General features: G+C 48.3%; 14 protein-coding genes, 1 tRNA gene and 2 pseudogenes. 15 read left to right on the top strand and 2 right to left on the bottom strand.

What is annotated here, in order from left to right; translation table 11 throughout:
• Positions 1-13: 13 nt before the first annotated feature.
• Positions 14-8617 (top strand): hypothetical protein, encoded by an 8604-nt coding sequence (locus tag JFY74_18190; GenBank protein QQG27969.1) that lies wholly within the window; start codon positions 14-16, stop codon positions 8615-8617.
• A 133-nt stretch (positions 8618-8750) separates the two neighbouring features.
• Here JFY74_18190 and JFY74_18185 read toward each other — a convergent pair.
• A pseudogene (locus JFY74_18185) lies at positions 8751-9953 on the bottom strand (IS3 family transposase).
• Positions 9954-10130: 177 nt separating this feature from the next.
• Here JFY74_18185 and JFY74_18180 point away from each other — a divergent pair.
• The 7 genes from JFY74_18180 (at position 10131) to JFY74_18150 (ending at position 15926) form a co-directional block, all read left to right on the top strand.
• Positions 10131-10229: a transposase gene (locus JFY74_18180; protein QQG27968.1), complete on the top strand. Its 99-nt coding sequence runs from the start codon at positions 10131-10133 to the stop codon at positions 10227-10229.
• 31 nt (positions 10230-10260) lie between these two features.
• Positions 10261-10767, top strand: coding sequence for a hypothetical protein (locus JFY74_18175; GenBank protein ID QQG27967.1), 507 nt, complete (start codon positions 10261-10263; stop codon positions 10765-10767).
• A gap of 12 nt (positions 10768-10779) precedes the next feature.
• Positions 10780-11103: a hypothetical protein gene (locus tag JFY74_18170; protein ID QQG27966.1), complete on the top strand. Its 324-nt coding sequence runs from the start codon at positions 10780-10782 to the stop codon at positions 11101-11103.
• A gap of 188 nt (positions 11104-11291) precedes the next feature.
• Complete coding sequence (locus JFY74_18165) at positions 11292-11969, top strand: ABC transporter ATP-binding protein (protein QQG30580.1); 678 nt, start codon at positions 11292-11294, stop codon at positions 11967-11969.
• Positions 11962-13209 carry an ABC transporter permease gene (locus tag JFY74_18160; GenBank protein QQG27965.1) on the top strand — a complete coding sequence of 416 codons (1248 nt, stop codon included), beginning with the start codon at positions 11962-11964 and terminating at the stop codon, positions 13207-13209. The genes JFY74_18165 and JFY74_18160 overlap by 8 nt, the downstream gene beginning before the upstream one ends.
• Positions 13202-14668, top strand: coding sequence for a TolC family protein (locus JFY74_18155; protein QQG27964.1), 1467 nt, complete (start codon positions 13202-13204; stop codon positions 14666-14668). Before JFY74_18160 ends, JFY74_18155 begins: the two co-directional genes overlap by 8 nt.
• Positions 14661-15926 carry an HlyD family efflux transporter periplasmic adaptor subunit gene (locus tag JFY74_18150; GenBank protein ID QQG27963.1) on the top strand — a complete coding sequence of 422 codons (1266 nt, stop codon included), beginning with the start codon at positions 14661-14663 and terminating at the stop codon, positions 15924-15926. Before JFY74_18155 ends, JFY74_18150 begins: the two co-directional genes overlap by 8 nt.
• A gap of 100 nt (positions 15927-16026) precedes the next feature.
• Here JFY74_18150 and JFY74_18145 read toward each other — a convergent pair.
• Positions 16027-17139 (bottom strand): annotated as a pseudogene (locus JFY74_18145) (IS256 family transposase).
• 645 nt (positions 17140-17784) lie between these two features.
• Between JFY74_18145 and JFY74_18140 the strand changes: the two are divergent.
• The 7 genes from JFY74_18140 to rpsO all read left to right on the top strand — a co-directional run bounded on the left by JFY74_18140 (position 17785) and on the right by rpsO (position 24617).
• Positions 17785-17861 (top strand) — tRNA-Met (locus JFY74_18140).
• A 217-nt stretch (positions 17862-18078) separates the two neighbouring features.
• A complete protein-coding gene (rimP, locus tag JFY74_18135; GenBank protein ID QQG27962.1) occupies positions 18079-18531 on the top strand; it encodes a ribosome maturation factor RimP in 453 nt (150 codons plus the stop codon).
• 21 nt (positions 18532-18552) lie between these two features.
• Entirely contained in the window at positions 18553-20082 is a 1530-nt protein-coding gene (nusA, locus tag JFY74_18130) for a transcription termination/antitermination protein NusA (protein QQG27961.1), read from the top strand.
• Positions 20083-20107: 25 nt separating this feature from the next.
• Positions 20108-22807: a translation initiation factor IF-2 gene (gene infB / locus JFY74_18125; GenBank protein QQG27960.1), complete on the top strand. Its 2700-nt coding sequence runs from the start codon at positions 20108-20110 to the stop codon at positions 22805-22807.
• 74 nt (positions 22808-22881) lie between these two features.
• Positions 22882-23280 carry a 30S ribosome-binding factor RbfA gene (gene rbfA, locus JFY74_18120; protein ID QQG27959.1) on the top strand — a complete coding sequence of 133 codons (399 nt, stop codon included), beginning with the start codon at positions 22882-22884 and terminating at the stop codon, positions 23278-23280.
• The gene (gene truB, locus JFY74_18115; GenBank protein ID QQG27958.1) at positions 23280-24224 is read left to right on the top strand and encodes a tRNA pseudouridine(55) synthase TruB; all 945 of its coding nucleotides are present in this window, start codon (positions 23280-23282) and stop codon (positions 24222-24224) included. Before rbfA ends, truB begins: the two co-directional genes overlap by 1 nt.
• Before the next feature lie 123 nt (positions 24225-24347).
• Positions 24348-24617: a 30S ribosomal protein S15 gene (rpsO, locus tag JFY74_18110; protein QQG27957.1), complete on the top strand. Its 270-nt coding sequence runs from the start codon at positions 24348-24350 to the stop codon at positions 24615-24617.
• The last annotated feature ends 37 nt before the right edge of the window (positions 24618-24654 follow it).

Raw genomic sequence — 24654 nt, 5'->3', positions numbered from 1 at the left:
AACGGAGAGTAACATGCTAAGTCTGGAAGAGCTAAAAAGTGCTGTTAATCATTACAACGGTAATCTGAGTTTTAGCTTCCCTGTGCTAGAAATGGCATCGATAGGGGGAACGACTATTCCATTCTCGATTGGATATTCAAGTAATGTTCAATCCAGCGTTGTTAAAGACAATCTTTTAGCTCCAACCTCGGTACTCGGTCTGGGTTGGTGGATCGAGTCATGCTCAATTGTAGCGTTACCCAATTGGAATTATAGCGATGGGTCTGTTGACTATTATCTGAACGATGGTGGGACATTTTACGGACTGGAACTGGAAAGTGATAATGGTTCAACGCGAGTCTATAGCACCAAAATCAAGACGGCATGGCTTGTATCGTACGTTATTCAATCAGACCATTTTGTCGTCACCAAGGAGAACGGCAACCGTTATATTTTCGGTGATGATAAACAACTAACCGGATATCGTTCGAAATCTGTCATTTGGAATAATTGGGTCGGCAACAGTGCACAAACGACTGGGCAATCTGCCGTCACAACGGCGTGGCATCTAAAATCAATTACCGATTTGTGGAATAACAAAGTCTCGTATACCTACAGTTTTGTTGATGTGGCAATAGGAACTAATGGATTAGCCTATACAAGAGCCGTTTATCTGAAGTCAATTCAGTCGCCGAGTGGGCAAATAGCTACTTTTAACTACATGCCCAAATACCCTGAGGAGTTTTCCAACCCTGATATTACGGTACCAAACTGTTCGCAATACAGATTTGAAGAGAACTATCTCAGCGACATTACGCTTGCCACTAAAGACTCAACTTATATCTACAAAGTGAGATTTGATTACGACAAGTCAAAGTTTATTGGCAGTCAATCGTTCACCAAACGTGTACTCAGCGGGATCACAATCGTTAATACAGGCGATAATTCTCTGCCTAATACGTTGTTTAACTACGGATCGGACAATACCACTATAAGTTACGGTGCGATGACCAGTGTTGTCACCCCAGATGGTGGAGAGATCGACTTTGAGTATCAAAGCGTCACACCATCAAACTCATGTGTCAGCATGACTCTAACCAGACCATCTAAGTCTGGTGTTACCTATTCCAAACCACGCTTTTGGATCAAGGATTATCAGTTCTTAGTGACTTGGTTTGGCAGTGACAACAGTGGTGTCGCACAAATCTATCAATGGTCCGGTTTTTGGTCGTTGGCAAAAACCTTCGATTTTCCGGTGGGTAATTTGACAGCTTACAATGGTATTTCACCAGCACTGTCTTCTTACATCGTTGGGTTTGCAGTCAATACTCGAATTTATTGTTTTAGGCGGTCGGACAATAGCACTGCAGTTTGGGAAGGCAATTCGGATGGTTTAGTCATAGACGTTACCAGTGGTGAACCATTATTAGTTACTGCAGAAGATAATTTCATCGCGGTTCTTGGGAGTACGAGTAGCAAACTGAATGTAGTCAGTTGGATGAGTGGCGCCTTTGTACAACAGCCAGTTGAAATTTTAGAGAGCACACCAGGAAATATAGTCTGTAACCTAGCCTCCAAAGGTAATTACCTGATAACAGGTTCTATAAATAACAGTATAGGCAGTGCAGGCAAGGCGCTGACTTTAAAATTGCGATGGCAGAATGCGTCACTCATTTGGCAAACTGTTCGCAAAACCATCTCATCTCCCTCTTATGATGTAAGCGAGATAAATCTTCAAGCATCCGCAGCTTTCACTTATCTTCGCTATAGTGGAGTGCTCCCGTCCGTGGGCACCTCGTACGTGGACTCAGTGATCAACTGGCCGAGCGACTTTTCGGTATTGAACCTCACGAATTTAAGCTCAATAACATTACCTAGCGGAACCACTGAGCCTATCGCATATGTAAATAATGCAGATATCTACATTGGTCAAAACTTATTCCGTTATGATGGTAGCCTCTGGAACAATCAAGATATCAGCACTTTAAATGCAACAGGGCAAGCATCTTTAACCCCCGTGGCTTACGGTGTTGACCGCGTCGTTAGAAAGCGAGCGGCCACAGGAGGAGCAATATCCTACGATTTGATTGCATATGACGCTTCATCCGTGGCCAGTACAGGTCGGTGGTCAGCTGTAACCAGCCTCAATAATATACCCGCTGTAACTGGTATCCCAATTGTTTCCATCGACAATAATAAAGCGGAAAAGAATCGGTATGTCTTGATAAATAACACGATCTATTATCAGGCAAGCGATGGCACCTATAGCAACATACGCAACATTTCCAGAACGTTTACCAACACTGATGCAAGCACGGCACGTCTTCTACACAGCGATTTTCTGATCTATCAGTTCTCCGGCAATACCTATGTGACGAATCTAAGGAATGGCGTCGCGAGCACTGAAACTCAGTTGAACGCTCAGCAAATTTATACCGCCGAAAACATTGGGGGTGGTCTGGTCGCCGATAAGTGCTTCATTACCTATTCCGGGGTATGGGGGGACACTATGACCCTCAAAGCCTGGGTGGTCAGAGACCAATTTGCTACAACGACTCTTTCACACACTGTCATACAAAACTATAGTTGCTTCCAAATGGGTAAGGGCCCTACCGTGGTCGATGGTACACAGGGAAAAACTGTGGCAGCCTATCTATTTGATGCCTCTACAGCGGTATCTAGTCCAAGCGGAACAGCCGTCGGTTTCAATCACTCAGCGATGGCTGAAGGCACGTTAGCGATTAGTGACGCCGCGAGCACGCCCTACGGAAAAGTTGACTATTATTTCTTTAACGGCTTGCTTGCTTCCAACTCACCCAGCAGCCCTTATCCGACCGACGGGTCGAATACTAATGTGGTCAATAATTTAAAATTCTTAGCTGGACAACGCTATCAAAGTCAAACCACCAAATATTTAAGTGCATCAAACACATTGAGTGTTATTGCTGAGACAATAAACTACTTGAATGTCATGTCTTTTTCTCCGTCAACCAATGTCACCGGATACTATGCACAGACTTATAAAACAGTAAGCTCGTTAAATAATGTGCCCAAAACAACAAGCTATACATTTAAAACCGATAGTGGTTTTCCCGCATCTATTTCAACCACCTACTACGATGCCGTCGGCACAGTGGTGACAACAACGCAAATACTCAGTTATGCGTATGAAAAATACACAGACCTGTTAGCGAAAAATTTACTTTTGCCTATTGTTGAAACCATCACCCAGAGTAATGCCATAACTATCTCCGATAGTATTACGACCTGGAATAACAATTGGCCGTCAGGGGGAGCTTTTTGGGGAGAATATGAAACTTACGAAGCAACGCAGGCTGTACCAGCGGCATTTAATCGGTGGACGGATAATCAATCCCCATTGTCTGCTGGCTGGAAGTTAACGAATCGAGTTGAAGATAGAAACAGTGTGGGTACAGCAATGTACTCTGTCGATGCGATCGGAAGAGTCAGTTCTAGCCTTTTTGACAATGAAAACAATTTTTTAGTCACGTCATTCCAAAACTCGAATTGTTATGCGGGCGAGGGGAATTACTTCGGATTTGAACCGTATGAAAATTCATCCGGTTGGATTTATGTCGGTAGCTCAATTTCAGCCAATACTGTCACCGGAGAGGCTTATGCGGGAAGCCGGTCGCTGAGGGTCGTTTCAAGCACTTCGGCCTCAAAACTGGGCCCCTATAACCGTTTCAAACCTAACGATCAAGATCGTATTTATCAGTTTTCTGCCTATGTTCAAACTGGGTCTAATTTCAGTAGTGTGCCAGGCGAATGTCTGTGGCAAATCTCGATCTACAACGGCTCCACCCAGGTGGGGAATTCTATCACACTGAACTTTGTTGCGACGTTAGGTACCTGGAGCAATATAAGTCAGTTGATCGACCTGCCTGCAATACGAAAAGCGAATGGAATACCAGCCAACACACTCCTTGATATTCATGTTTTTGCTTATAATTTGAAGGCTGGAGTTGATGTTTTTGTTGATTGCTTGATGTTCTCTGCAATCGATGCAACATGTAATGCGCAAGTTTATGATGCTAGCTTAAATCTGGTGACCGCTGCGTTATCGAACAATGGCCAGAGCACACAATACGTGAGAGATATCTATAACCGAGTCGTGTCCGAAGTCTCATCAGGGAACATCGTAAAAAGTATCGGGGCTTTTAAGCAGTCCAGAGCAATAACTGGAACAAGTATCTACAACCCCAGCTACCCCAACTCTCAGCTCAATATCCAATCAGTGATAGGTGGAAGCTACCATAATTTTGAGGCCAGCGATGCAATTCAGTGGGCGTTAGCTCCCGGTTTTACAATATCAGACGGAAAACTATCGTTTGATGAGGCCCACGCAGGCACCCAGGTTCCCCCCTTGGGCAGCAAGGCGCAACTTAATCAGTTTGGTCAATACAGCTTTGCAGCATATGTGAAGGTATCACCGAGGAATCCAGCCTTAATACCGAATACCGGGATAGGAGCAAATAACCTTTACGTCTACTGGGATAATTCAAATAACCAGAAACGTTGGAATCTTTGCTACAACTCAGGTTCTGGTGTGCAAACCATACTCAGCAAAACAGGCGTAGGTTATCAAAACGATCTATTACTGTTAGTTGTGGATAATCTGGTTTCGTTTTATGTGGACGGGGTAGAAATCTTCTCCTACAACATGAATCAACAGTCCAATTCCGCACGTCCAGATGGGACATTCTTCCTATCTCTGGATAATAGCGCTGACTTCAGCGAACTCTGTATCTCTTATAATCCCAAAATATCACTTTCATTTTTCGATGGTGCCGGAAAGAATTTTCAAACATTGCACCTCATGGATGGCAGTTCAGTCTTAGCTGCAGGCTATGTAATGGATGAAAAAGGTACACCGGCATATAAGAAAAATCCGGCCTCACATGCCATTGATATAAAAGGAAATTTATTCAACGGCTCTCAAGAAGATTACCTTCCCAATGACCCAGCCGGAGGTCAGATGTCTCTGAGCACCTACCTGAGCGCGCAAGGTGGTTATCAGTATGACCAGTATGCTTTTGAAAGTTCGCCTTTGGGTCGAGTCGTTGCTATTGGTCAACCAGGCGCCAGTTATTCGATAGCTGGAGGCAACGCAACGACAATAAGCTATGCATCTCATATTAATACAGACCCGATGAGAGGTATCGTGCCGGATGCCGTTGCTGGGAACTATATGCTTGTGTCCATGGTAACACCAAACAATGTGAACGTTTACCAACTAAAGAACAACCTTGGACAAATTATTGCGCAAAAGACAGTCAGTAATTCCGTAACATTAATGACCCAAACATTGTATAACTCAGCCGGGCAAGTAATAGAGTTAAGATCTGCCAACTATTTTTCTCCACCGGCAGGAACGGTCGCAACTGATTGGGTAGAAACCAATAGCTACAATTTTTTAGGGCTACTAGCCAGCTCCAACACGGCCAATACAGGCACAACACAATATCAGTATGATGCCGTTGATAGGATGCGTTTTTCGATGGACGCGCAGGGAGCTAGCCTGTCTCCTGTAAGAATAAACTATGTAAAATATGATACGTTGAACAGACCAATAGAAAATGGTTACATCCAGGATACGAATGTAAATTGGTCAAATGTCAGTGGACACGTCAATGATCAAAGCTGGCCCGGAACCGGTGTAAACTACAGTTGGTACCAACGCTTTTACTATGACTATAACCCTGAAAAAATCAATGAGAGTAATTCAGTTGAGTTCCTGATTGGCCGTGTTTGGCAGTCGCAGTTGAATCCAAAAAGAGATGGCACTTCACTGAACGTCATTAGCTACAGCTATGATGTAAATGGAAATGTAGTTAGCAAAAAAGAAAAAGTAGCCGATTACAACAGTGTTAGTTATCTCTCAACTTATCGATATAACGTACTCAACAGTCTAACGTCGATTACATACCCCCGATCGCTTGGAAATGATGGCAATCCAGTAGGGCCAGCATTTGAAGTAACTTATGTATACAACCGACTTGGTCAACTTGCAGGTGTTGGAAACTCTGGCTCAGGCTCAGAGCTGGTTGATCCTGACAATCCAATTACTGGTCCGGAGGGAGCATATGCTTCATATAGCTATGACGCGCAAGGCTCCGTGTCGACAGAGGTTTTTAACAATGCCTATGCCGATAGAACCATTACAAGGGTGTACACCAGGAATGAAGCCGGTTGGTTAACCTCCTCCTCTGGCGAATTTTATGCACAACAACTGACCTATGATATAGGCGGTTACAATGGCGCCAAGTACTACAATGGATACATTGCTTCATCACTGTCAAACTACATAAATAGTTATAAAGACCCGACCAAAGTTGAAGCGTTTTTAAGTGCGGGCTGCCAAACGGACCATTGGCAATTCAAATATAATCAAACTGGTAATATTCTCACTGCTTACAACTCCAAAGACTCAATTGACCAATCATTATCTTTAGGTGCTAGTGGCGGAGAAATCTCTTACGATCCTAATGGCAACCTCCTCCAAGTTCCAAGAGGAGGACTTTCTGAGTCGTATATTTACAATGATTCGACAGGTAAAAATCAAAAAGGCAGGGTGCAATCAGTTTCAGATGCTTTAAATATCACGAACAACTTCTCCGCAAACTTGCCTTCCGGTTGGCAAATCGGCTCATCCAATAAAGGTCCTTCATCGTCTAGCATAGTGAACTCACCAAGTGGAAGTGGTGTTACACCATCAGCGAAGTGTTTAATGTTAAGTGGTAGCGCACTTGGACGATATGAATATCTAAAATACACAGGTTATTTAAATCCCAATAGCAATGGCAAATACACATTATCTTTTACAGTGAAGACCGATGCTAACCTTGGAAACCTACCTGGTGATTGTGGCTGGTATATTGAGCTAATAAGCCAAGGCAAAGTTGTTGCAAAGGCTCCAATTCAGGCCATCCCAACAGGGTCTTCGAATTGGCAAACGGTCAGTAATAACCAGATTGATTTGAAGAGTCTTTTTACGATTGACGCCATGTCAGTAGAACTTACAGCTTTTAATCTGGTGCTCATCAACGCAAAATCAAGCGAGAGCTCAGCGACAGGTCCGAGCCTGTGGATCACGGATATAACGTTTAGTGGAGGCGGGCTGAAAGGCAATTACAGTTATGATTCCAACGGCTTCGTAAACGCTATTGATTCAATGTCTATAAGCAATTTAAGTTATATTCCAGAAACAAACCAGTTAACCGGAGCAACCTTAACTGGAGGCCGAGCGTTGACACTCACCCAAAGCTACAACGATAAAGGTTCTCCACTTTGCGAAACGATTACTAGCGGTAGTACTATTACGAAAAAAATAACGCTATCAGGGCCTAGTGGTGAGCCCTTGCTGTCAATCATTGATAATGGCAGTAGCACCACAAGCTTTAAAACGATCTATGGCGTTAATGGTGAAATAGCGCATCAGACTGACAGCAACACAGTTTATCTACTGCGTGATAACCAACTAAGCCCGCGAGTCTTGGTGGATCAGGACGCGAATCTGGTGGGCAAATATTGCTACTCTCCCTATGGAGAACAGTTACTTTCACCCGAAGGTGATGGTGTCGACAGGCAATTTAGTGGCAATTTGTATCTGAAGGAATTGGAACTGTATTCCGTTAACCAACGTCTTTTCAGTGCCGCTCTAAGACGTTTTTTAAATGCACCTTATATTTTTTCGGTGAACACAGCAGATAATTATGCAATTCCGAATGCCCGACCTAACGGTAGAGCATTAACCCCTGCCAGTTATCCATCTATGCATTCCTCAATATCAGAGTGGTTAAAAGACTCAATATTCACTAATCGTCGTAATTTGCATGAATTAAATGCGATTAAACGACAAGATCTGTCACTTTGGGACTGGCTCATTTATGCCCCTGGCTGGTTTTTATTGCCATATACAAAATTCTCTCCCACAGAGATTGCGGCGGCGGGTATAAATTCTTTGCCGCATTACTTCGCACGTTTACAAGGTAATTCCATTAAAATTTTAGTGGAAGGTTGGCGCGGAACGATGAATGCATTCATTGGCGGACATGCGGGTCATGCTGCATTCATGGCAGGCACAGCTGTGAAAAAACTTGTCATACAAACTGGTAAAGAAACGTTCTACTTTTTAAAGGATACTTATAATCAGATCCAACGACTCAATCAAGATGCCCGAGATTTTCGGAGAGATCTGGCATCTCAGGTATGGATTAAAAATTCGTATCGACATTCGTACTGGATGTGTACTTTCACCCAAGAGTTAGGCGCTTCATTTTCCTCAGACGTTGGTTATGCTCATGAGTATTCACATATAGACCTCACGATAGAGGGACCGTATGACTCAATTGTTGATAAAATAAATAACTTGGTAGGTATCAAACTCGGCTTAATTAATGGAGGAAACTGTTCAGCATTGGTTGAGCAAGCGTGGAAAGATGGAGCATTGGCTTGGGCATGGAATTATGCAGAGGTCGATGGTATCTATCGACCGGTTAATAGTAATTTACAAAAGCCGTTGGATCTTCTCTACCAAAGGTATGGGGAACTGCCATCCTTTAACTCATACGATTTAAATATATTACGCCTAGAAAATATCAATCTGCCTGGTTAGGTATAGATTCGATACGTTTACTTGTGAAGATAAACTTCATCTGATATCGATAGATACTCAAATGTGTATGACATGTGAAGGTAGAAATACCTCCACATGTCTATTGAGTCATTTAAATTGAGGGGTGTAGTGGTCAACAAAAACTGGCCACGGCTTTAGAGTTTTTCCAGAACAATCTTTCTGATTCATTCGGCGTCAAACCACCATTATATTGATGAGGTCTGAGCTGGCTGTAATATCCTGTGATGTAATTCGTTATTGCCGTGCTGGCTTGGCTAAAATTCGCGTAGCCATTATCCGGTACCCACTCTGTTTTCAGGCTTCTGAAGAACCGTTCCATTGGGCTGTTATCCCAGCAATTTCCCCGGCGACTCAGACTTTGCTTTATCTGATATCTCCACAGTAACTGCCTGAAATTCCTGCTGGTATAGTAACTGCCTGAAATTCCTGCTGGTATAGTGACTGCCTTGATCCGAGTGATACAGTAAATTAGCCGGTTTTCCCCGTGCTTCCCAGGCCATCGACAGGGCTTTACCTGTCAGTGCTGAATCAGGGAAAAATGACATCGCCCAGCCAACCGGTTTACGGGAAAACAAATCGAGTACTACAGCCAGATAAGCCCAGCGTTTTCCCGTCCAGATATAAGTCACATCACCGCACCAGGCCTGATTAGGCTCGGTAACAGCAAACTGGCAATCCAGATAATTAGGGATCTCAATGTGTTCCTTAGACGCCTTCTTATAACGATGGCCAGGTTGCTGACAGCTGATAATATTGAGCGCTTTCATCAGCTTTGTTGCCCGCCAGCGGCTCAGTTTTATACCTTTGGTGGTGACCATCGCGGCAATGCTTCGCGCTCCTGCTGAGCCGTTACTTTCGCGATAAACTTCACGCACAAGGCTCAGTAATGCCACTCTCGTGGCGTCAGGCTTCCTGGGCTGCCGCCAGTATTTATAACTGCTGCGATGAACCCCAAACACGTTGCACACAACGGCAACAGGAAACCGCGCCCTGAGTTTCTCAACTAATGAGAATTGTTCAGGGAGTCTGACATCAAGAGCGCGGTAGCCTTTTTTAATATATCCCTTTCCATTTCAACGCGTTGAAGTCTTTTCTTTAGCTCACGTATTTCAATCTGCTCAGGTGTCATGGGTGAAGCAGTGGGTGATTTTCCCGCTCGCTCTTCTTTCAGTTGTCGAACCCATTTGTCCATCGTGGATTTGCCGACATTCATTGCCGTAGCAGCGGCGGCAACGGTGTAGTGCTGATCGAGTACAAGCTGGGCAGCTTCGAGGCGAAACTCGGGGCTAAAATTACGTCTGTTACGTCCGGTCATAATGTCACCTGTTTTGACTGTGAGGTGATGATATCACCTCTATTCAGGTGGCCAAATTCAGTGTGCCACTACAGGGGGTAATTCAATCTATAAGTAAGGGCTATGTCGTTCCCTGAATCGCCATGAGTTTAACAGACACCTTAGGGTCATTTAAGATGACTTAAAAGAGAGGTGCCCATGAGCGGTAAACGTTATCCTGAAGAGTTCAAAATTGAAGCGGTCAAACAGGTTGTTGAGCGCGGCCATTCCATTGCAAGTGTTGCCATTGCCACTTGATTTCGGCTAAAAAAATAAAGAGGCATATAACATGAAAGTCAGCATGGCGACAACGGCTTATACCCAGAAGACGAATTCAGAAAATACTATTCAAAAATCAAAAACATTATCGACTTCACAAACGGAAAGTACGCAAAGCCAAGCCTCCTCAAATTCTGAGCCCTCAGTGCAAACACAACTGACACAGACCACAATGTCTTTGCCTTCCACCCATTTTCTTACCCGTAGTGACCGTGACATGCTCTCCGAACTCTATTCCGAAGCAGAACAACAGGGCGTGGATTTGAATTATGTTGATGATCTTGCGAGCGATCTAGGGAGTTATCGTATGTTCGGTGGTGTGATGGCGAATGTAAACTCTGGGGGCATGTACGATGTGAACGGGCATGCGCAACGTTTTCATTTCACTGATTCCGACGATGCGATTGCCACGCGAATTCTAACGGGGCAAGGTATATCATCTACGAGTTTGGATCAGGGATTTCTGCGTTATCAGCTCGATCCCGGTTTTTCATTCAACCACCGGACAAATTTTTAGTTTCTTGAACAGGTGGTCAATAAATTCGGTTCGGGGACAGTTGAAGCTGGCCAATCTATTAATGCGAAATTTTCTACTTATACACATGAGAGGAAGGATAACTTTGTTATCGAAACTTCCAATGAAGTTGTGCTTTCTGTCGAAGAACCGGATGTGCGTTCTGTAGACGGTGTTTTCATCATTACAGATACTGGGCGAAAAAATGGGTTTGAGATGGTTAATGGTGAACCTGTTCAACGCCTTGTCGAAGGCTCTCATTCCATTATCGATATCCTACGTGCTGCTGAAACCAGCGAGACAAGTATTCGACGCTGGTGGCAGAATTTTTTGCAGTAACGTGAAGTATGAATCAGAGCATATAAGAATCGCGTCATTCACTGAAAAACAATGATCGAGTCTACGATTGACGTGGAAAGCGCTTTAAGCCGCTTTTCCTAAAGCACAAACAGTAGGATAATTCGACTACTGTGATGCTTTCGGGGATCAGTAAAGAGGCAAGGATGTCTAATGAAAGAGTAACGGATCTGATCTGTTTACAAGGTATTTCACACCTCTACAGTACCGGTGCTTCCTCTCAATCGGTGCTGCACGATATTTCACTGTCCATTCCTGCCGGGCAAAGTTGTGCGATCGTGGGCGCATCGGGTTCCGGCAAAAGTACCTTGCTCAATATCATCGGTTTGCTCGATCAGCCTGTATCTGGCCGTTTATTGATCGCTGGGCAAGATATGGCTCAGGCGAACGCTGATGAACGTGCGATCGTGCGTAATCAAGTCATTGGTTTCGTGTTCCAGAGTTTTAATTTACTGCCACGCCTGGATGCGTTGGATAACGTCGCGCTTCCCCTGACCTACCGTGGCGTCTCGCGTCAGGCTGCTCGGCAAGCCGCTCAAGTACAGCTGGCGCGCGTTGGCCTTGCAGAACGAACCCACCATCGGCCAGCCGATCTGTCTGGCGGCCAACGCCAGCGGGTGGCAATTGCGCGAGCACTGGTTGGTGAACCCGCACTTTTGCTAGCGGATGAACCGACTGGCAACCTCGACAGCCAAACGGCCGATGACATCATCACACTATTGCTGGCATTGAACCGCGAACAGGGGACGACGCTCGTGATGGTGACGCATGACGAAAGCATGGCTTGCCGCATGACCCGACGCATTCAGGTGCAAGATGGTCGAATCTATGAGGTGAATCATGTCTGATCCTCGTTCACAGAGGGAAGATCGTCAGATGCGCCGATGTCACTATGGCCCTTCACTGCAACAACGTCTGCTCGAGCCGTTGAACAGCCTTATGCTTCTGGGACGACGTGCTGTTCTGGCCCTCCTTGGGATTGCGGTTGGATGTGGATCGGTTGTCGCTTTGCTTAACATCGGACACAACGCAGAAGCCGAAGCCATGGGCGTATTCCGAGGCATGGGCAGTGACTTGCTGGTTGCCACCGTTCAGAACCGGGTGGGGAGTCATGCAATTGGCTCTGCCCCCGATGATTTGGATATCCCTGCTTTGCGACAGGCTTTGCCCGATATTCAAGCCGCAACGGCCTTAATTGTTACCTCGACTGAAGCACGGCTACACGGGCGTTCACAAAGCACCATGGTGGTGGGAAGCGGGGCTGAATTGTCGGACGTTTTAGGATTAAAGCTCGCGCAAGGCCGCTACCTGAGTGATTTCGATGAGCAAAGTACCTACATCGTGTTGGGGGCGAATGTTGCAGTACAGTGGGCATCGCAGGGTGGCGTAGCTGCCTTAGGTGAGCGTGTGCAGGTGAGTGGATACTTGTTTGAGATTGTGGGAATCCTTCAGCCACAGGGACACAACCCTCTGGTTCCCATCTCGGTTGATGACTCTATTCTGATGCCTATCTCAGGTATGCGCCGTGTCATGCCAACACCGCAGATCGTCAGTGTGATTGCGCGTAACGGCAACAGTGACACGCTGATGCAAACGGGAGCACAGTTAAAGGATTATTTGTCCCCCCTGATGCCGAAACTTGATATCGGTGTACAAATCCCACAGCAGCTACTGGAGGGAATGGCGCAGCAGTCCCGAATGTTTTCATGGCTGCTGGCGGGGCTAGGAGGGATTTCCCTGCTGGTGGGGGGAGTAGGGGTGATGAACGTCATGGTGATGAATGTGTCTGAGCGCCGTCGTGAAATTGGTGTTCGTATGGCGCTGGGCGCGCGACCGCGCGATATTGCGGGGCTGTTTTTGCTGGAGGCCGTCGTGCTGTCCGCCTGTGGAGCTCTGATTGGGGCGGTGTGTGGCGTTGTGGCGGCGTGGCTGTTTGTCTTTTTTTCAGACTGGTCAGCTTTTTCACTTTCGGCATTGTCACTTCCCCTTGGCATTGGCAGTTCATTGGCGATTGGTCTGTTTTTTGGACTTAACCCAGCAATGACTGCGGCTCGGCTCGAACCCGTACAGGCGCTACGCGATGCGTAAATCTATCCTGTGTTTACTGATTTTGTTTTCTGCCCATCAAGGGTATGCAGAAACGGATTTGACTCCTTCTCAGGCGACGCGACAGGGGCAGGCGACAGTCAGCACATCGCTGAATGCACAAACTATCGATCTCACGCTGAGCGATGCTATTTATCTTGGATTGCGTGACAACCGCGCGATCCGTAGCGCCTATCTGGATCGTATCGCGCAGAAATTTGATCTTCGTGTTGCGGAGGATCGTTTTACTCCCAAACTGTCGCTGACGGGCAGCTACCTTTCCAATCGCAATCAAAGCGATCGTTATCGGCAGGGCAATCTAACGCCGACATCGACACTGCTCACGCCGTATGGCACCCGTTTCAGCCTTGGCTGGACCTACCGCCACACGCAGGCTGATAGTGTGGGGCTGTCACGTAATGATGGAGCGAACATCACGGTAATTCAGCCTTTGCTTCGCGGTGCCGGTAAAGAGGTCACCACCGCCCCCGTTCATATTGCGCAGTTGACTGAGCAGTTAAATCGTCTGACGCTGAAATCCACCGTTTCACAGACGATTACCCAGATTATCTCCGCTTATCGTGAGCTGCTGCGCTCGCAGGAGCAACTGCAAATCGCTCGTGATGCGCTGGCACGTGCGCGCCAACTGGTTGAGGTCAACCGTGCGATGATTGCTGCAGGGCGCATGGCTGAATTTGAAATTGTGCAAACCGAAGCTGAAGTTGCCACGCAGGAACTGGCGCATGAGGAAGCCAGAAACCAGCTGGATACCGCGCGCCTTGCGCTGTTGCAATTTCTGGCACTGGATTTAAATACGCTGATTGTGGCAACGGAATCGATGCAGGCACAGCGCGTTGATGTCAACGCCGCACAGGCATTGAAACAGGCCGAAGCCTCCCGGCCGGCTTATCTCGCCCAGCTCATCGCTAACGAGCAGGCTGCACTTGGTCTGGCGGTGGCACGTAACGATCGCCTGTGGGATGTCTCGCTAATCGGGGGCGCGAGTCAGGTGCGCGACCGCGCAGCACAGAGCAGCACCTCACGAACCTGGGAGAATTATGTTGGCGTGCAGGTGGAGATCCCTATCGGCGATCTGAGTACCCGTCAGGCGGAGGTGCAAGCGCGAGTCAATGTGCGTAACCAGCATATTCAACTGGATGAAGTCAGGCAGCAGCTTGAACGCGATGTTGCCAATGCGGTGCGTGATATCGGTACGCGCTGGCGGCAGTTCGAGATCTCCCAACGTGCACGCGATTTATCGCGCCGCAAGCTGGAAATTGAACGAGAAAAGCTCACGGTTGGGCGTTCCAGTAACTTTCAGGTGCTGAGCTTCGAGAACGATTTACGCAACGCTGAAAACGCCCGTCTCAATGCGCTGATTGGCTACCTCAATGCGCAAGCTGAACTGGATGAGACGCTGGGCACCACATTACAAAGCTGGGATATCGCACTCAATGATTAGGCATCACTTTTGGTCTCAACTGCGCCGGCGTCACCTTATTGTATTGCTGTTGATTGTGGCGTTCGGCATGCTTACTTGGCTGCTGGCAGGGCGCGCGAATGAACAGGAAAGCGCGCCTCAGGGGCAATGGTTACCTGTCCAACCCCAATTATTGGAGAATCAATTAGGATTGGTTGGACGCATTCAGGCCGCGAAGCAGACAACGCTGGCGGCTCCTTTTGAAGGCACTATCCGCGAGGTATTGGTGCGTGAGGGACAACGAGTCGAACAAGGGCAAACGTTACTGATACTGGATCCCAGGCAAATTGAGATTCAGCTACGTCAGGCGCAGGCGGAAGTGCTCAAGACGCAGCGCGAGGTACAATCGCTCAGGCAGTGGGAGCAAAGCGCTGAGGTATCACGTGCGCGGCGTGCGGTAAGCTCAGCTCGGTCTACTTTTAGCAATACGCAAGCCAATCTTCGGGATACACAGGCGCTGTTCGAACGTGGCATCGTCGCGCGTATGGAGGTTGATACGTTAAAGCAGCAAATTCGTTCGCAGGAGCAGGACCTGAGCGCCGCACAAGAGGAGTTGCGAACGGTGCAGGCGCGTGGGAACGGTGAAGATCGTAAGATTGCGGAGATGGAGTTGACCAACGCACAGGCACGCTATCAGATGCTGGCTACTCAGGTTGAACGGCAGACGGTCAAAGCGCCGTTTAGCGGTTTTGTGGTGCGCCCGGCGACGCCTGATAACGGCAAACCGGTGGTCATTCAACCCGGTTTGCTGGTCAGTCAGGGGGCACCGCTGTTTGATGTCATTGCTCAGGGGCGTTTTCAGGTGGCGACTCGGGTCGAAGAGACAGACCTGCATCAGCTGAAAGAAGGGATGGCGGTCAACGTGAGTGGGGATGGTTTTGCCGGGCAAATACTCACAGGCAAGGTGACCTCGATTGACATGCAGGCCAATGTTGCTGATATATCTGGTAGCGGTGCTTACTATGATGTGGTGGTATCTCTTGATACGCCGTTGTCGGATTTAGGGCAAAACATTCGGCTGGGGATGAGCGCGCGGCTAGCCATCATTGTCTATCGTAACGAACAGGGCATCGCAGTGCCTGCGCTGGCGGTACAGACCGATGAGAAGGGGCGTACTTATGTGGTTTATCGTCCGACTGCTGATGCACCGTCAAAGAAAATCAATGTGATGTTAGGGGGCTCCGTAGCACAGGGTATTGAAATCAATGGCGTGGAGGCTGGTGAGGTGCTGATTCCTTGAGCATCCGCTAAAGCACATGACCCTGCGCCAGAAACGCTAATGGTGAGTATGCCTATTCTATTTTTGACCCTGTTAATAATCCAGTGTAATTGCCATCCCATTAAAGGTGGTCGTCCAGGCGATCACCGAACTCAATAATAAAACGGCTCATCGCCAGCCGCCAGTTCTGGAGCGGCATGCTCCATTTTTTTGACGCCGATTGTATCGCCAGATAAATAACCTTCCGCACAGAGTCGTCGTTCGTGGTGTAAATAGCCTTGCGAATATCCGGCGGGTAGCCAAAGAAGGTATTGATATTTTCCCAGTGCGCCCGCCTGGTTTTGCTGATTTGCGGGTATTTCTCATCCCAGACACCGGAGAATTCATCCAGCGCCATCAGCGCGGCTTCCTCTGTCGAAGCCTGATACACCGCTTTCAACCCGCTGGTGACCCCTTTGTAATCTTTCCACGACACGTATTTCAGGCAGTTGCGCACCATGTGGATGATGCACAACTGGATATGTGTCTGGGGATACACGCGGTTTATCGCATCCGGGAAGCCTTTCAGACCGTCCACGCAGGCAATGAGAATATCCTGAAGCCCCCGATTTTTTAGCTCACTCAGGACACTCAACCAGAACTTCGCGCCTTCATGTTCTGCCAGCCACATGCCCAGCGCGAGGAACACCGGCTTGTTTATCACGCTGCCACTGTGCCGAACCTTCACCACGATACAGTAAAGATAAACAATGGGATACAGCGAGTCTAACGGAAGATTTTGCCATTCGGCCACCTGTTCTTTAACGGCATCAGTCACTTTGGATATCAGCGTGGGCGAGACATCTGCGTCATACATCTCTTTGAAGGTAGCGACGATTTCCCGCGTGGTCATGCCTTTGGCGTACAGGGATAAAATCTTGCTGTCCATCTGCGTGATGCGCGTCTGATTTTTCTTAATTAACTGAGGCTCAAAAGAGCTTTCACGGTCACGTGGTGTATTGATTTCAAGCTCACCGTCATCGCAGAGCCACGTTTTTGTCGAGTAACCGTTTCGGGTATTAGAGCCTGTTTGAGGGGGGTTTTTCTCGTGACCGAGATGGTCGGTGAGTTCCGCACTGAGCGCGGTTTAGACGGTGAGTTTCGTCAGCATACGTGAAAACGGGTTGAGAGCCGCTTCTGTTTTGAGGCCTTTGGCCAATTCGGCAGCGAGTGCCTTAAGCTTCTTTTCGTCCATATTTTGCCTGTCTCCGTTGTTGGAGTGAACATATCAAAAACAGGCAATGACACTATTTAAATTACTGCCTGATGATTAGCCTGGCAATAAAAACGGTTCTTTGAAGCTGAGGCTTTTTTCAGGTTCACTAGGCGTAGCTCTCATCATGGCGTGGGAGCACGTTCCTATCAGACGCCGGATAGATTTAAGCAAGACTGCAAGACATCAAGATCAGTGCTGCAAAAATGGAGGTGATCATAGATTTAATATCTCTCATTCATCAGTAACCCGCTTTAGTTCCTTCTGGATCGCCGTATCTTGGCCTTAGCATCAGGCAGGGTTTAGTTGGCCGCAGAATTTGAGCCGTACTACCTTATCCTTGCATCACCTGTAAAGATGGTGAAGGTGACATCAAGGTATGTTGCCACGCTTGAAACAGAGTGATCACGAGTCGCAACCTATTTAATTGCTTTAATTTTAAAGGCGCCGGGATAGCGTTTACCGCTAATGGGTATCTCCTTTTTAAGCCATTTAAAATGACGCTGAGAGCGATGGCTGATTCTTGACAAAGGTATGTATTTCACGTATAAGAATCCCCTTCGAACCAATCCTATGGATGACTTGCATTTCTGCAGTTGTCAGCGTAGTATTTGCCACGCTTTCGGACGCGGGGTGGAGCAGCTTGGTAGCTCGTCGGGCTCATAACCCGAAGGTCGTCGGTTCAAATCCGGCCCCCGCAACCACTTAACTTCCAGTAAAGTGTTTTTTCAAATGCGTTCTTCACTCAATTTCTATCTTTTTTGCAGTGATTTTTGAAAAAATCCTTCACCGAAAGTTATGCCGCGCTAGTTTGCGGTATTAGGGTCCAGTTGCATAAAGCCCCGATTTTTCGGGGTTTTTTGTTATTTGGCAACAAACAACTGGGCTATTAGGCCCTTTTTTTATGTCTTGGGGGTGGACTTGTCCACATTAGAGCAAAAATTAACAGAGATGATTTCAGCACCCGTTGCCGCATTAGGTTACGAATTAGTTGGGATTGAGTTCATCCGCAGTCGCCAATCGACACTGCGTATCTATATTGATAGTGAAGATGGGATCACTGTTGATGATTGTGCTGATGTCAGCCACCAGGTCAGTGCGGTATTGGACGTCGAAGATCCAATCACTGTCGCCTATAACTTGGAAGTTTCGTCTCCAGGGCTTGAGCGTCCCTTATTCACGGCGGCACATTATCTGCATTTCGTCGGTGAAGAGGTGACAGTGGTGCTGCGTATGGCAGTCCAGAATCGCCGTAAATGGTTGGGTGTAATCAAAGCTGTTGACGGCGAAATGATCACCATAACAGTGGAAGGCAAAGATGAAGTATTCGCGCTGAGCAACATTCAGAAAGCGAATCTTGTACCCCACTTTTAAAGTTTGGATGAGGCAACTAGGATGAACAAAGAGATTCTGGCTGTTGTTGAAGCAGTTTCCAATGAGAAATCCCTTCCGCGCGAGAAGATTTTTGAAGCGCTGGAAACCGCACTGGCGACAGCGACCAAGAAAAAATATGAGCAGGAAATTGATGTCCGCGTCAGTATCGATCGCAAAACGGGCGATTTTGATACCTTCCGTCGTTGGTTAGTGGTGAATGAAGTCACTCAGCCAACTCGCGAAATTACGCTTGAAGCGGCGCAGTTTGACGATCCAGCTCTTGATGTTGGTGGTTACGTTGAAGATCAAATCGAATCTGTAACTTTTGATCGCATCACAACGCAAACGGCGAAACAGGTTATCGTACAGAAAGTTCGTGAAGCAGAACGTGCGATGGTTGTTGATCAGTTCCGTGAGCAAGAAGGCGAAATTATCACCGGTGTCGTGAAGAAGGTGAATCGTGATAATATTTCGCTTGAAGTCAGACCAATCGATGGTTCTAGCACCAGCGCAGAAGCGGTAATTGGCCGTGAAGATATGCTGCCTCGTGAAAATTTCCGCCCTGGCGACCGTATTCGTGGCGTGCTGTACTCTGTTCGCCCTGAAGCGCGTGGTGCTCAACTGTTTGTCAGCCGTTCCCGTCCGGAAATGTTGGTTGAACTCTTCCGCATTGAAGTGCCAGAAATCGGTGAAGAAGTTATCGAGATTAAGGCTGCGGCTCGCGATCCGGGTTCACGTGCAAAAATTGCCGTGAAGACGAATGATAAGCGTATCGATCCCGTCGGTGCTTGTGTTGGTATGCGTGGTGCGCGCGTACAGGCTGTTTCCAGCGAGCTGGGCGGCGAGCGTATTGATATCATTCTGTGGGATGATAATCCTGCTCAGTTTGTGATCAATGCCATGGCGCCTGCCGATGTGGTATCGATCGTGGTTGATGAAGATACCTGCACGATGGATATCGCTGTTGAGTCGAGCAATCTGGCTCAGGCGATTGGTCGAAACGGGCAGAACGTACGTTTGGCTTCCCAACTGTTGAAACAGCATCGTTCAGACGATCGTTGGGAACTGAACGTGATGACAGTGGAAGATCTTCAAGCCAAGCATCAGGCTGAGGCTCATGCTGCAATCGACGTCTTTACCAAGCACCTTGATATTGATGAAGAGTTTGCCACCGTGCTGGTTGAAGAAGGTTTCTCCTCACTTGAAGAACTGGCTTACGTGCCAATCAAGGAACTGTTGGCTATCGAAGGCTTTGATGAAGAAACCGTTGAGGCATTGCGTGAGCGTGCGAAAGCCGCATTAACAACGCTGGCACTGGCGCATGAAGAAAGCCTTGGTGACGGTCAACCTGCTGAAGACTTGCTTGGCTTGCCTGGGCTGTCGCGTGAGTTGGCGTTCAAGCTTGCTGCGATCGGTGTTTGTACGCTGGAAGATCTTGCTGAACAGGGCGTTGACGACCTGACAGATATTGAAGAGCTCAATGATGAGCAAGCGGGCGAATTGATTATGGCCGCACGTAATATCTGTTGGTTTGGCGACGACAACGAATAACGAACTGTAGCAGGAAAGGAACAGCATGACAGATGTAACCGTAAAATCGCTGGCAGCAGAGATTCAGACGCCGGTTGACCGCCTGATACAGCAGTTTGCTGATGCGGGAATGACCAAGTCTGCATCAGACTCTGTGACCCAGCATGAAAAAGAAACGTTATTGGCGCATTTGAACCGCGATCGCGGTAATGCGCCGAGTAAATTGACGCTGCAACGCAAAACGCGCAGCACGTTAAATGTCCCTAGCACCGGCGGAAAAAGTAAGTCGGTGCAGATCGAAGTCCGCAAGACACGCACTTATGTAAAACGCGATCCGATTGATGCCCAACAGGCTGAAGAGGAAGAGCAGGCACGGCGTGAAGCGGAAGAACAGGCACAACGTGCCGCTGAAGAGCAGGCTAAACGCGAGGCCGATCTGCGCGAAGCTGCTGAGAAAGCGAAGCGTGCTGCCGACGAGCAAGCCAAACGTGAGGCCGCTGAAAAAGCTAAGCGTGATGTAGCGGAAAAAGAAAAAGTGACGAACCAACAAAACGAAAATATGACCAAGCCGGCTCAGTCTGAGAAAGCGAAACGTGAAGCGGAAGCTGCCGAACTTAAGCGTAAAGCAGAAGAAACTGCACGCCTTAAGGTTGAAGAAGAAGCTCGTCGTATTGCTGAAGAAGCTCGCCGTATGGCTGAAGAAAATGCCGGGCGTTGGGAAGCGGAAAGCGCTAAACCTGAAGAATCTGCCGATTATCATGTGACGACTTCTCATCATGCCCGCGAAGCGGAAGATGAAAATGACCGTCAGGTTGAAGGTGAGCGCCGTACCCGTACTCGCGCAGCCAAAGTCACCAAGCAGAAGAAAGGTAATCGCCAGTCTGAGTCCAAGGCTGACCGTGAAGAAGCGCGTGCTGTTACCCGTGGTGGTAAAGGTAAACGTAAGCCAAGTACACTGCAGCAGAGCTTCAATAAGCCCGCTCAGGCAGTGAACCGCGATGTGATCATCGGCGAAACGGTTACCGTTGCTGAACTGGCTAACAAAATGGCCGTTAAAGGCTCTCAGGTCATCAAGACGATGATGAAACTGGGCGCAATGGCAACCATCAACCAGGTCATCGACCAGGAAACCGCACAGCTTGTAGCGGAAGAGATGGGCCATAAAGTCATCCTGCGTCGTGAGAACGAGCTGGAAGAAGCGGTAATGAGCGACCGTGACACGGGGGTTGCAGCCGAATCGCGCGCGCCGGTTGTGACCATCATGGGTCACGTTGACCACGGTAAAACCTCACTGCTTGACTATATCCGTTCAACCAAGGTAGCGGCTGGTGAAGCGGGTGGTATTACCCAGCACATCGGTGCTTACCACGTTGAAACCGACAACGGTATGATTACGTTCCTTGATACGCCGGGACACGCCGCGTTTACCGCAATGCGTGCCCGTGGTGCTCAGGCAACGGATATCGTGGTACTGGTTGTCGCAGCGGATGATGGCGTGATGCCTCAGACCATCGAAGCGATCCAGCACGCCAAAGCGGCTCAGGTTCCGGTTGTTGTTGCAGTAAACAAAATCGATAAGCCTGACTCTGATCCAGACCGTGTGAAAACTGAACTGTCTCAGTACGGCATTATGCCGGAAGAGTGGGGCGGCGAATCTCAGTTTGTCCACGTATCCGCTAAAGCAGGTACCGGTATCGACGAACTGCTGGATGCGATTCTGTTGCAGGCCGAAGTTCTGGAACTGAAGGCAGTCCGTAGCGGCATGGCGAACGGTGTCGTGATCGAATCCTTCCTGGATAAAGGTCGTGGCCCAGTTGCAACCGTACTGGTACGTGAAGGTACGCTGAATAAAGGCGATATCGTTCTGTGCGGCTTTGAATATGGCCGTGTCCGTGCGATGCGTGATGAATTGGGTCGTGAAATCACGTCCGCAGGCCCTTCTATTCCTGTAGAAATTCTCGGTATGTCCGGTGTACCTGCCGCAGGTGACGAAGCAACGGTTGTTCGTGACGAGAAGAAAGCACGCGAAGTGGCCTTGTATCGTCAGGGTAAATTCCGTGAAGTTAAACTGGCTCGTCAGCAGAAATCTAAACTGGAAAACATGTTTGCCAACATGACGGAAGGTGAAGTTTCTGAACTGAACATCGTTCTGAAATCTGACGTTCAGGGTTCTTGTGAAGCGATTTCCGATTCACTGCAGAAACTGTCTACTGATGAAGTGAAAGTGAAGATCGTTGGCTCCGGTGTGGGCGGTATCACAGAAACGGACGCTACGCTGGCAGCAGCATCGAATGCGATTATCCTTGGCTTTAACGTTCGTGCAGATGCATCAGCTCGCCGCGTAGTCGAAGCGGAAAGTTTGGATCTGCGTTATTACTCCGTCATCTATGATTTGATCGACGAAGTGAAACAGGCGATGAGCGGTATGCTGGCGCCGGAATATAAGCAAGAGATCATCGGTCTGGCTGAAGTACGTGACGTCTTTAAATCACCGAAATTTGGTGCCGTCGCGGGTTGTATGGTGACTGAAGGTATCGTTAAACGTCACAACAAGATCCGTGTACTGCGTGACAACGTGGTTATCTATGAAGGCGAGCTGGAATCTCTGCGCCGCTTCAAAGATGACGTTGGCGAAGTCCGTAACGGCATGGAATGTGGTATCGCTGTGAAGAACTACAACGACGTTCGTCCTGGCGATATGATCGAAGTCTTTGAAACGATTGAGATCAAACGTACGATCGCATAATCCGTTTTCAGCGACGATGTAAGTTATTAGTAAGGGGGGCCTAGTGCCCCCCGATTTTTACTTGAGGATTTATCATGGCAAAAGAATTCAGCCGCACCCAGCGCGTCGCGCAGGAAATGCAAAAAGAAATCGCCATTATTATTCAGCGTGAAGTGAAAGATCCGCGCATCGGCATGGCGACCGTCTCCGGTGTGGAAGTGTCTCGCGATCTGGCGTATGCCAAGGTTTTTGTGACCTTCCTGAATGATAACGAACCAGAGCAAGTTCAGACGGCAATCAAAGCACTGCAGGATGCGTCTGGTTTTATCCGTACCCTGGTTGGCAAAGCAATGCGCCTGCGTGTTGTCCCGGCACTGACATTTTCCTACGACAACTCGTTGGTTGAAGGGATGAGAATGTCCAATCTGGTGACCAATGTGATCAAAAACGATACGGAACGCCGTTCTGTTACGGGCGAAGATCAGGAGGATTAATGAGTCGTCCTCGTCGCCGTGGCCGTGATATACACGGCGTATTGCTATTAGATAAGCCGCAGGGCGTGTCGTCTAATGATGTTTTGCAGAAGGTAAAACGGATTTTTAACGCTAACAGAGCGGGCCATACGGGGGCGTTGGATCCATTAGCCACCGGTATGTTGCCGATTTGCCTTGGGGAAGCGACGAAATTTTCCCAGTATTTGCTCGATTCTGATAAACGCTACCGTGTTATTGCTCGCCTTGGGCAACGGACCGATACCTCTGATGCCGATGGCAACGTGATTGAAGAACGTGCGATTGGTTTTTCTGCTACCGATCTGGAGCAGGCGCTGGAGGGCTTCCGTGGTACCACGCAGCAAGTGCCATCCATGTACTCGGCGCTGAAGTATCAGGGGCGTAAGCTGTATGAGTATGCGCGTCAGGGGCTGACGGTTCCGCGTGAAGCACGTGAAATCACCGTGTACGAACTGCAGTTCATTCGCTGGAAAGGGGATGAGCTAGAGCTGGAGATTCACTGCTCGAAAGGCACGTACATCCGTACCATTATTGACGATCTGGGCGAAAAGCTGGGCTGTGGCGCGCATGTGATTTACCTGCGTCGTTTACAGGTTGCCACCTATCCTACCGAAAGAATGGTGACGCTGGAGCAGCTAGCGGCTTTGGCCGAGCAGGCTCAAACACAAGAGCACCCACTTTCGCAGAGTCTCGATCCGCTCCTCATGCCGATGGAAAGCCCGGTTATTGATTTCCCTGAAGTGAATTTGCCTCCAGTTGTTGCCAGCTATTTGAAGCTGGGGCAAGCCGTTCAGGCAGCGAATGCGCCTTTGACCGGCATGGTGAGAATCACTGAAGGTGACGCGCATAAATTTATCGGAATGGGTAAAATTGACGACGATGGCCGCGTTGCACCACGGCGTTTGGTTGTTGAGTTTCCGGCGTAAACCCGCCCGTTGCTGCCTTGCTATCGCAGAACGCTGAGGGTAGAATAGCGCGGCTTGACTATTGGGTGGCTGAATTAGAGATCGGCGCCTGTTTTTTTATCTATAATGTTTTGGAGTATGACAATGTCTCTAAGTGTTGAAGCTAAAGCTAAAATCGTAGCAGACTTCGGTCGTGGCACTAACGATAGTGGTTCTACTGAAGTTCAGGTTGCTTTGCTGACTGCGCAGATCAACCATCTGCAAGGCCACTTTTCTGAGCACAAAAAAGATCACCACAGCCGTCGTGGTCTGCTGCGTATGGTTTCTCAGCGTCGTAAGCTGCTGGACTACCTGAAGCGTAAAGATGTAGCACGTTACACCAGTCTGATCGAGCGTCTGGGTCTGCGTCGCTAAGTCTTCTGAGTTTCAGTGGGAAGGGGCCTCTTTTGGC

Origin of the sequence: Pectobacterium carotovorum (genome assembly GCA_016415585.1) — a bacterium.
Taxonomy (GTDB): Bacteria; Pseudomonadota; Gammaproteobacteria; order Enterobacterales; family Enterobacteriaceae; genus Pectobacterium; species Pectobacterium carotovorum_K.
Note: the sequence above shows the minus strand (reverse complement) of the source record. Positions and strands in the feature narration are given on the sequence as shown.

Excerpts from the sequence above, each read along its gene's own strand:
- JFY74_18190 (QQG27969.1), top strand. The coding sequence starts at position 14 with ATGCTAAGTCTGGAAGAGCTAAAAAGTGCTGTTAATCATTACAACGGT.
- JFY74_18180 (QQG27968.1), top strand. The coding sequence starts at position 10,131 with ATGAGCGGTAAACGTTATCCTGAAGAGTTCAAAATTGAAGCGGTCAAA.
- JFY74_18175 (QQG27967.1), top strand. The coding sequence starts at position 10,261 with ATGAAAGTCAGCATGGCGACAACGGCTTATACCCAGAAGACGAATTCA.
- JFY74_18160 (QQG27965.1), top strand. The coding sequence starts at position 11,962 with ATGTCTGATCCTCGTTCACAGAGGGAAGATCGTCAGATGCGCCGATGT.
- JFY74_18155 (QQG27964.1), top strand. The coding sequence starts at position 13,202 with ATGCGTAAATCTATCCTGTGTTTACTGATTTTGTTTTCTGCCCATCAA.
- JFY74_18150 (QQG27963.1), top strand. The coding sequence starts at position 14,661 with ATGATTAGGCATCACTTTTGGTCTCAACTGCGCCGGCGTCACCTTATT.
- nusA (QQG27961.1), top strand. The coding sequence starts at position 18,553 with ATGAACAAAGAGATTCTGGCTGTTGTTGAAGCAGTTTCCAATGAGAAA.
- infB (QQG27960.1), top strand. The coding sequence starts at position 20,108 with ATGACAGATGTAACCGTAAAATCGCTGGCAGCAGAGATTCAGACGCCG.
- rbfA (QQG27959.1), top strand. The coding sequence starts at position 22,882 with ATGGCAAAAGAATTCAGCCGCACCCAGCGCGTCGCGCAGGAAATGCAA.
- truB (QQG27958.1), top strand. The coding sequence starts at position 23,280 with ATGAGTCGTCCTCGTCGCCGTGGCCGTGATATACACGGCGTATTGCTA.
- rpsO (QQG27957.1), top strand. The coding sequence starts at position 24,348 with ATGTCTCTAAGTGTTGAAGCTAAAGCTAAAATCGTAGCAGACTTCGGT.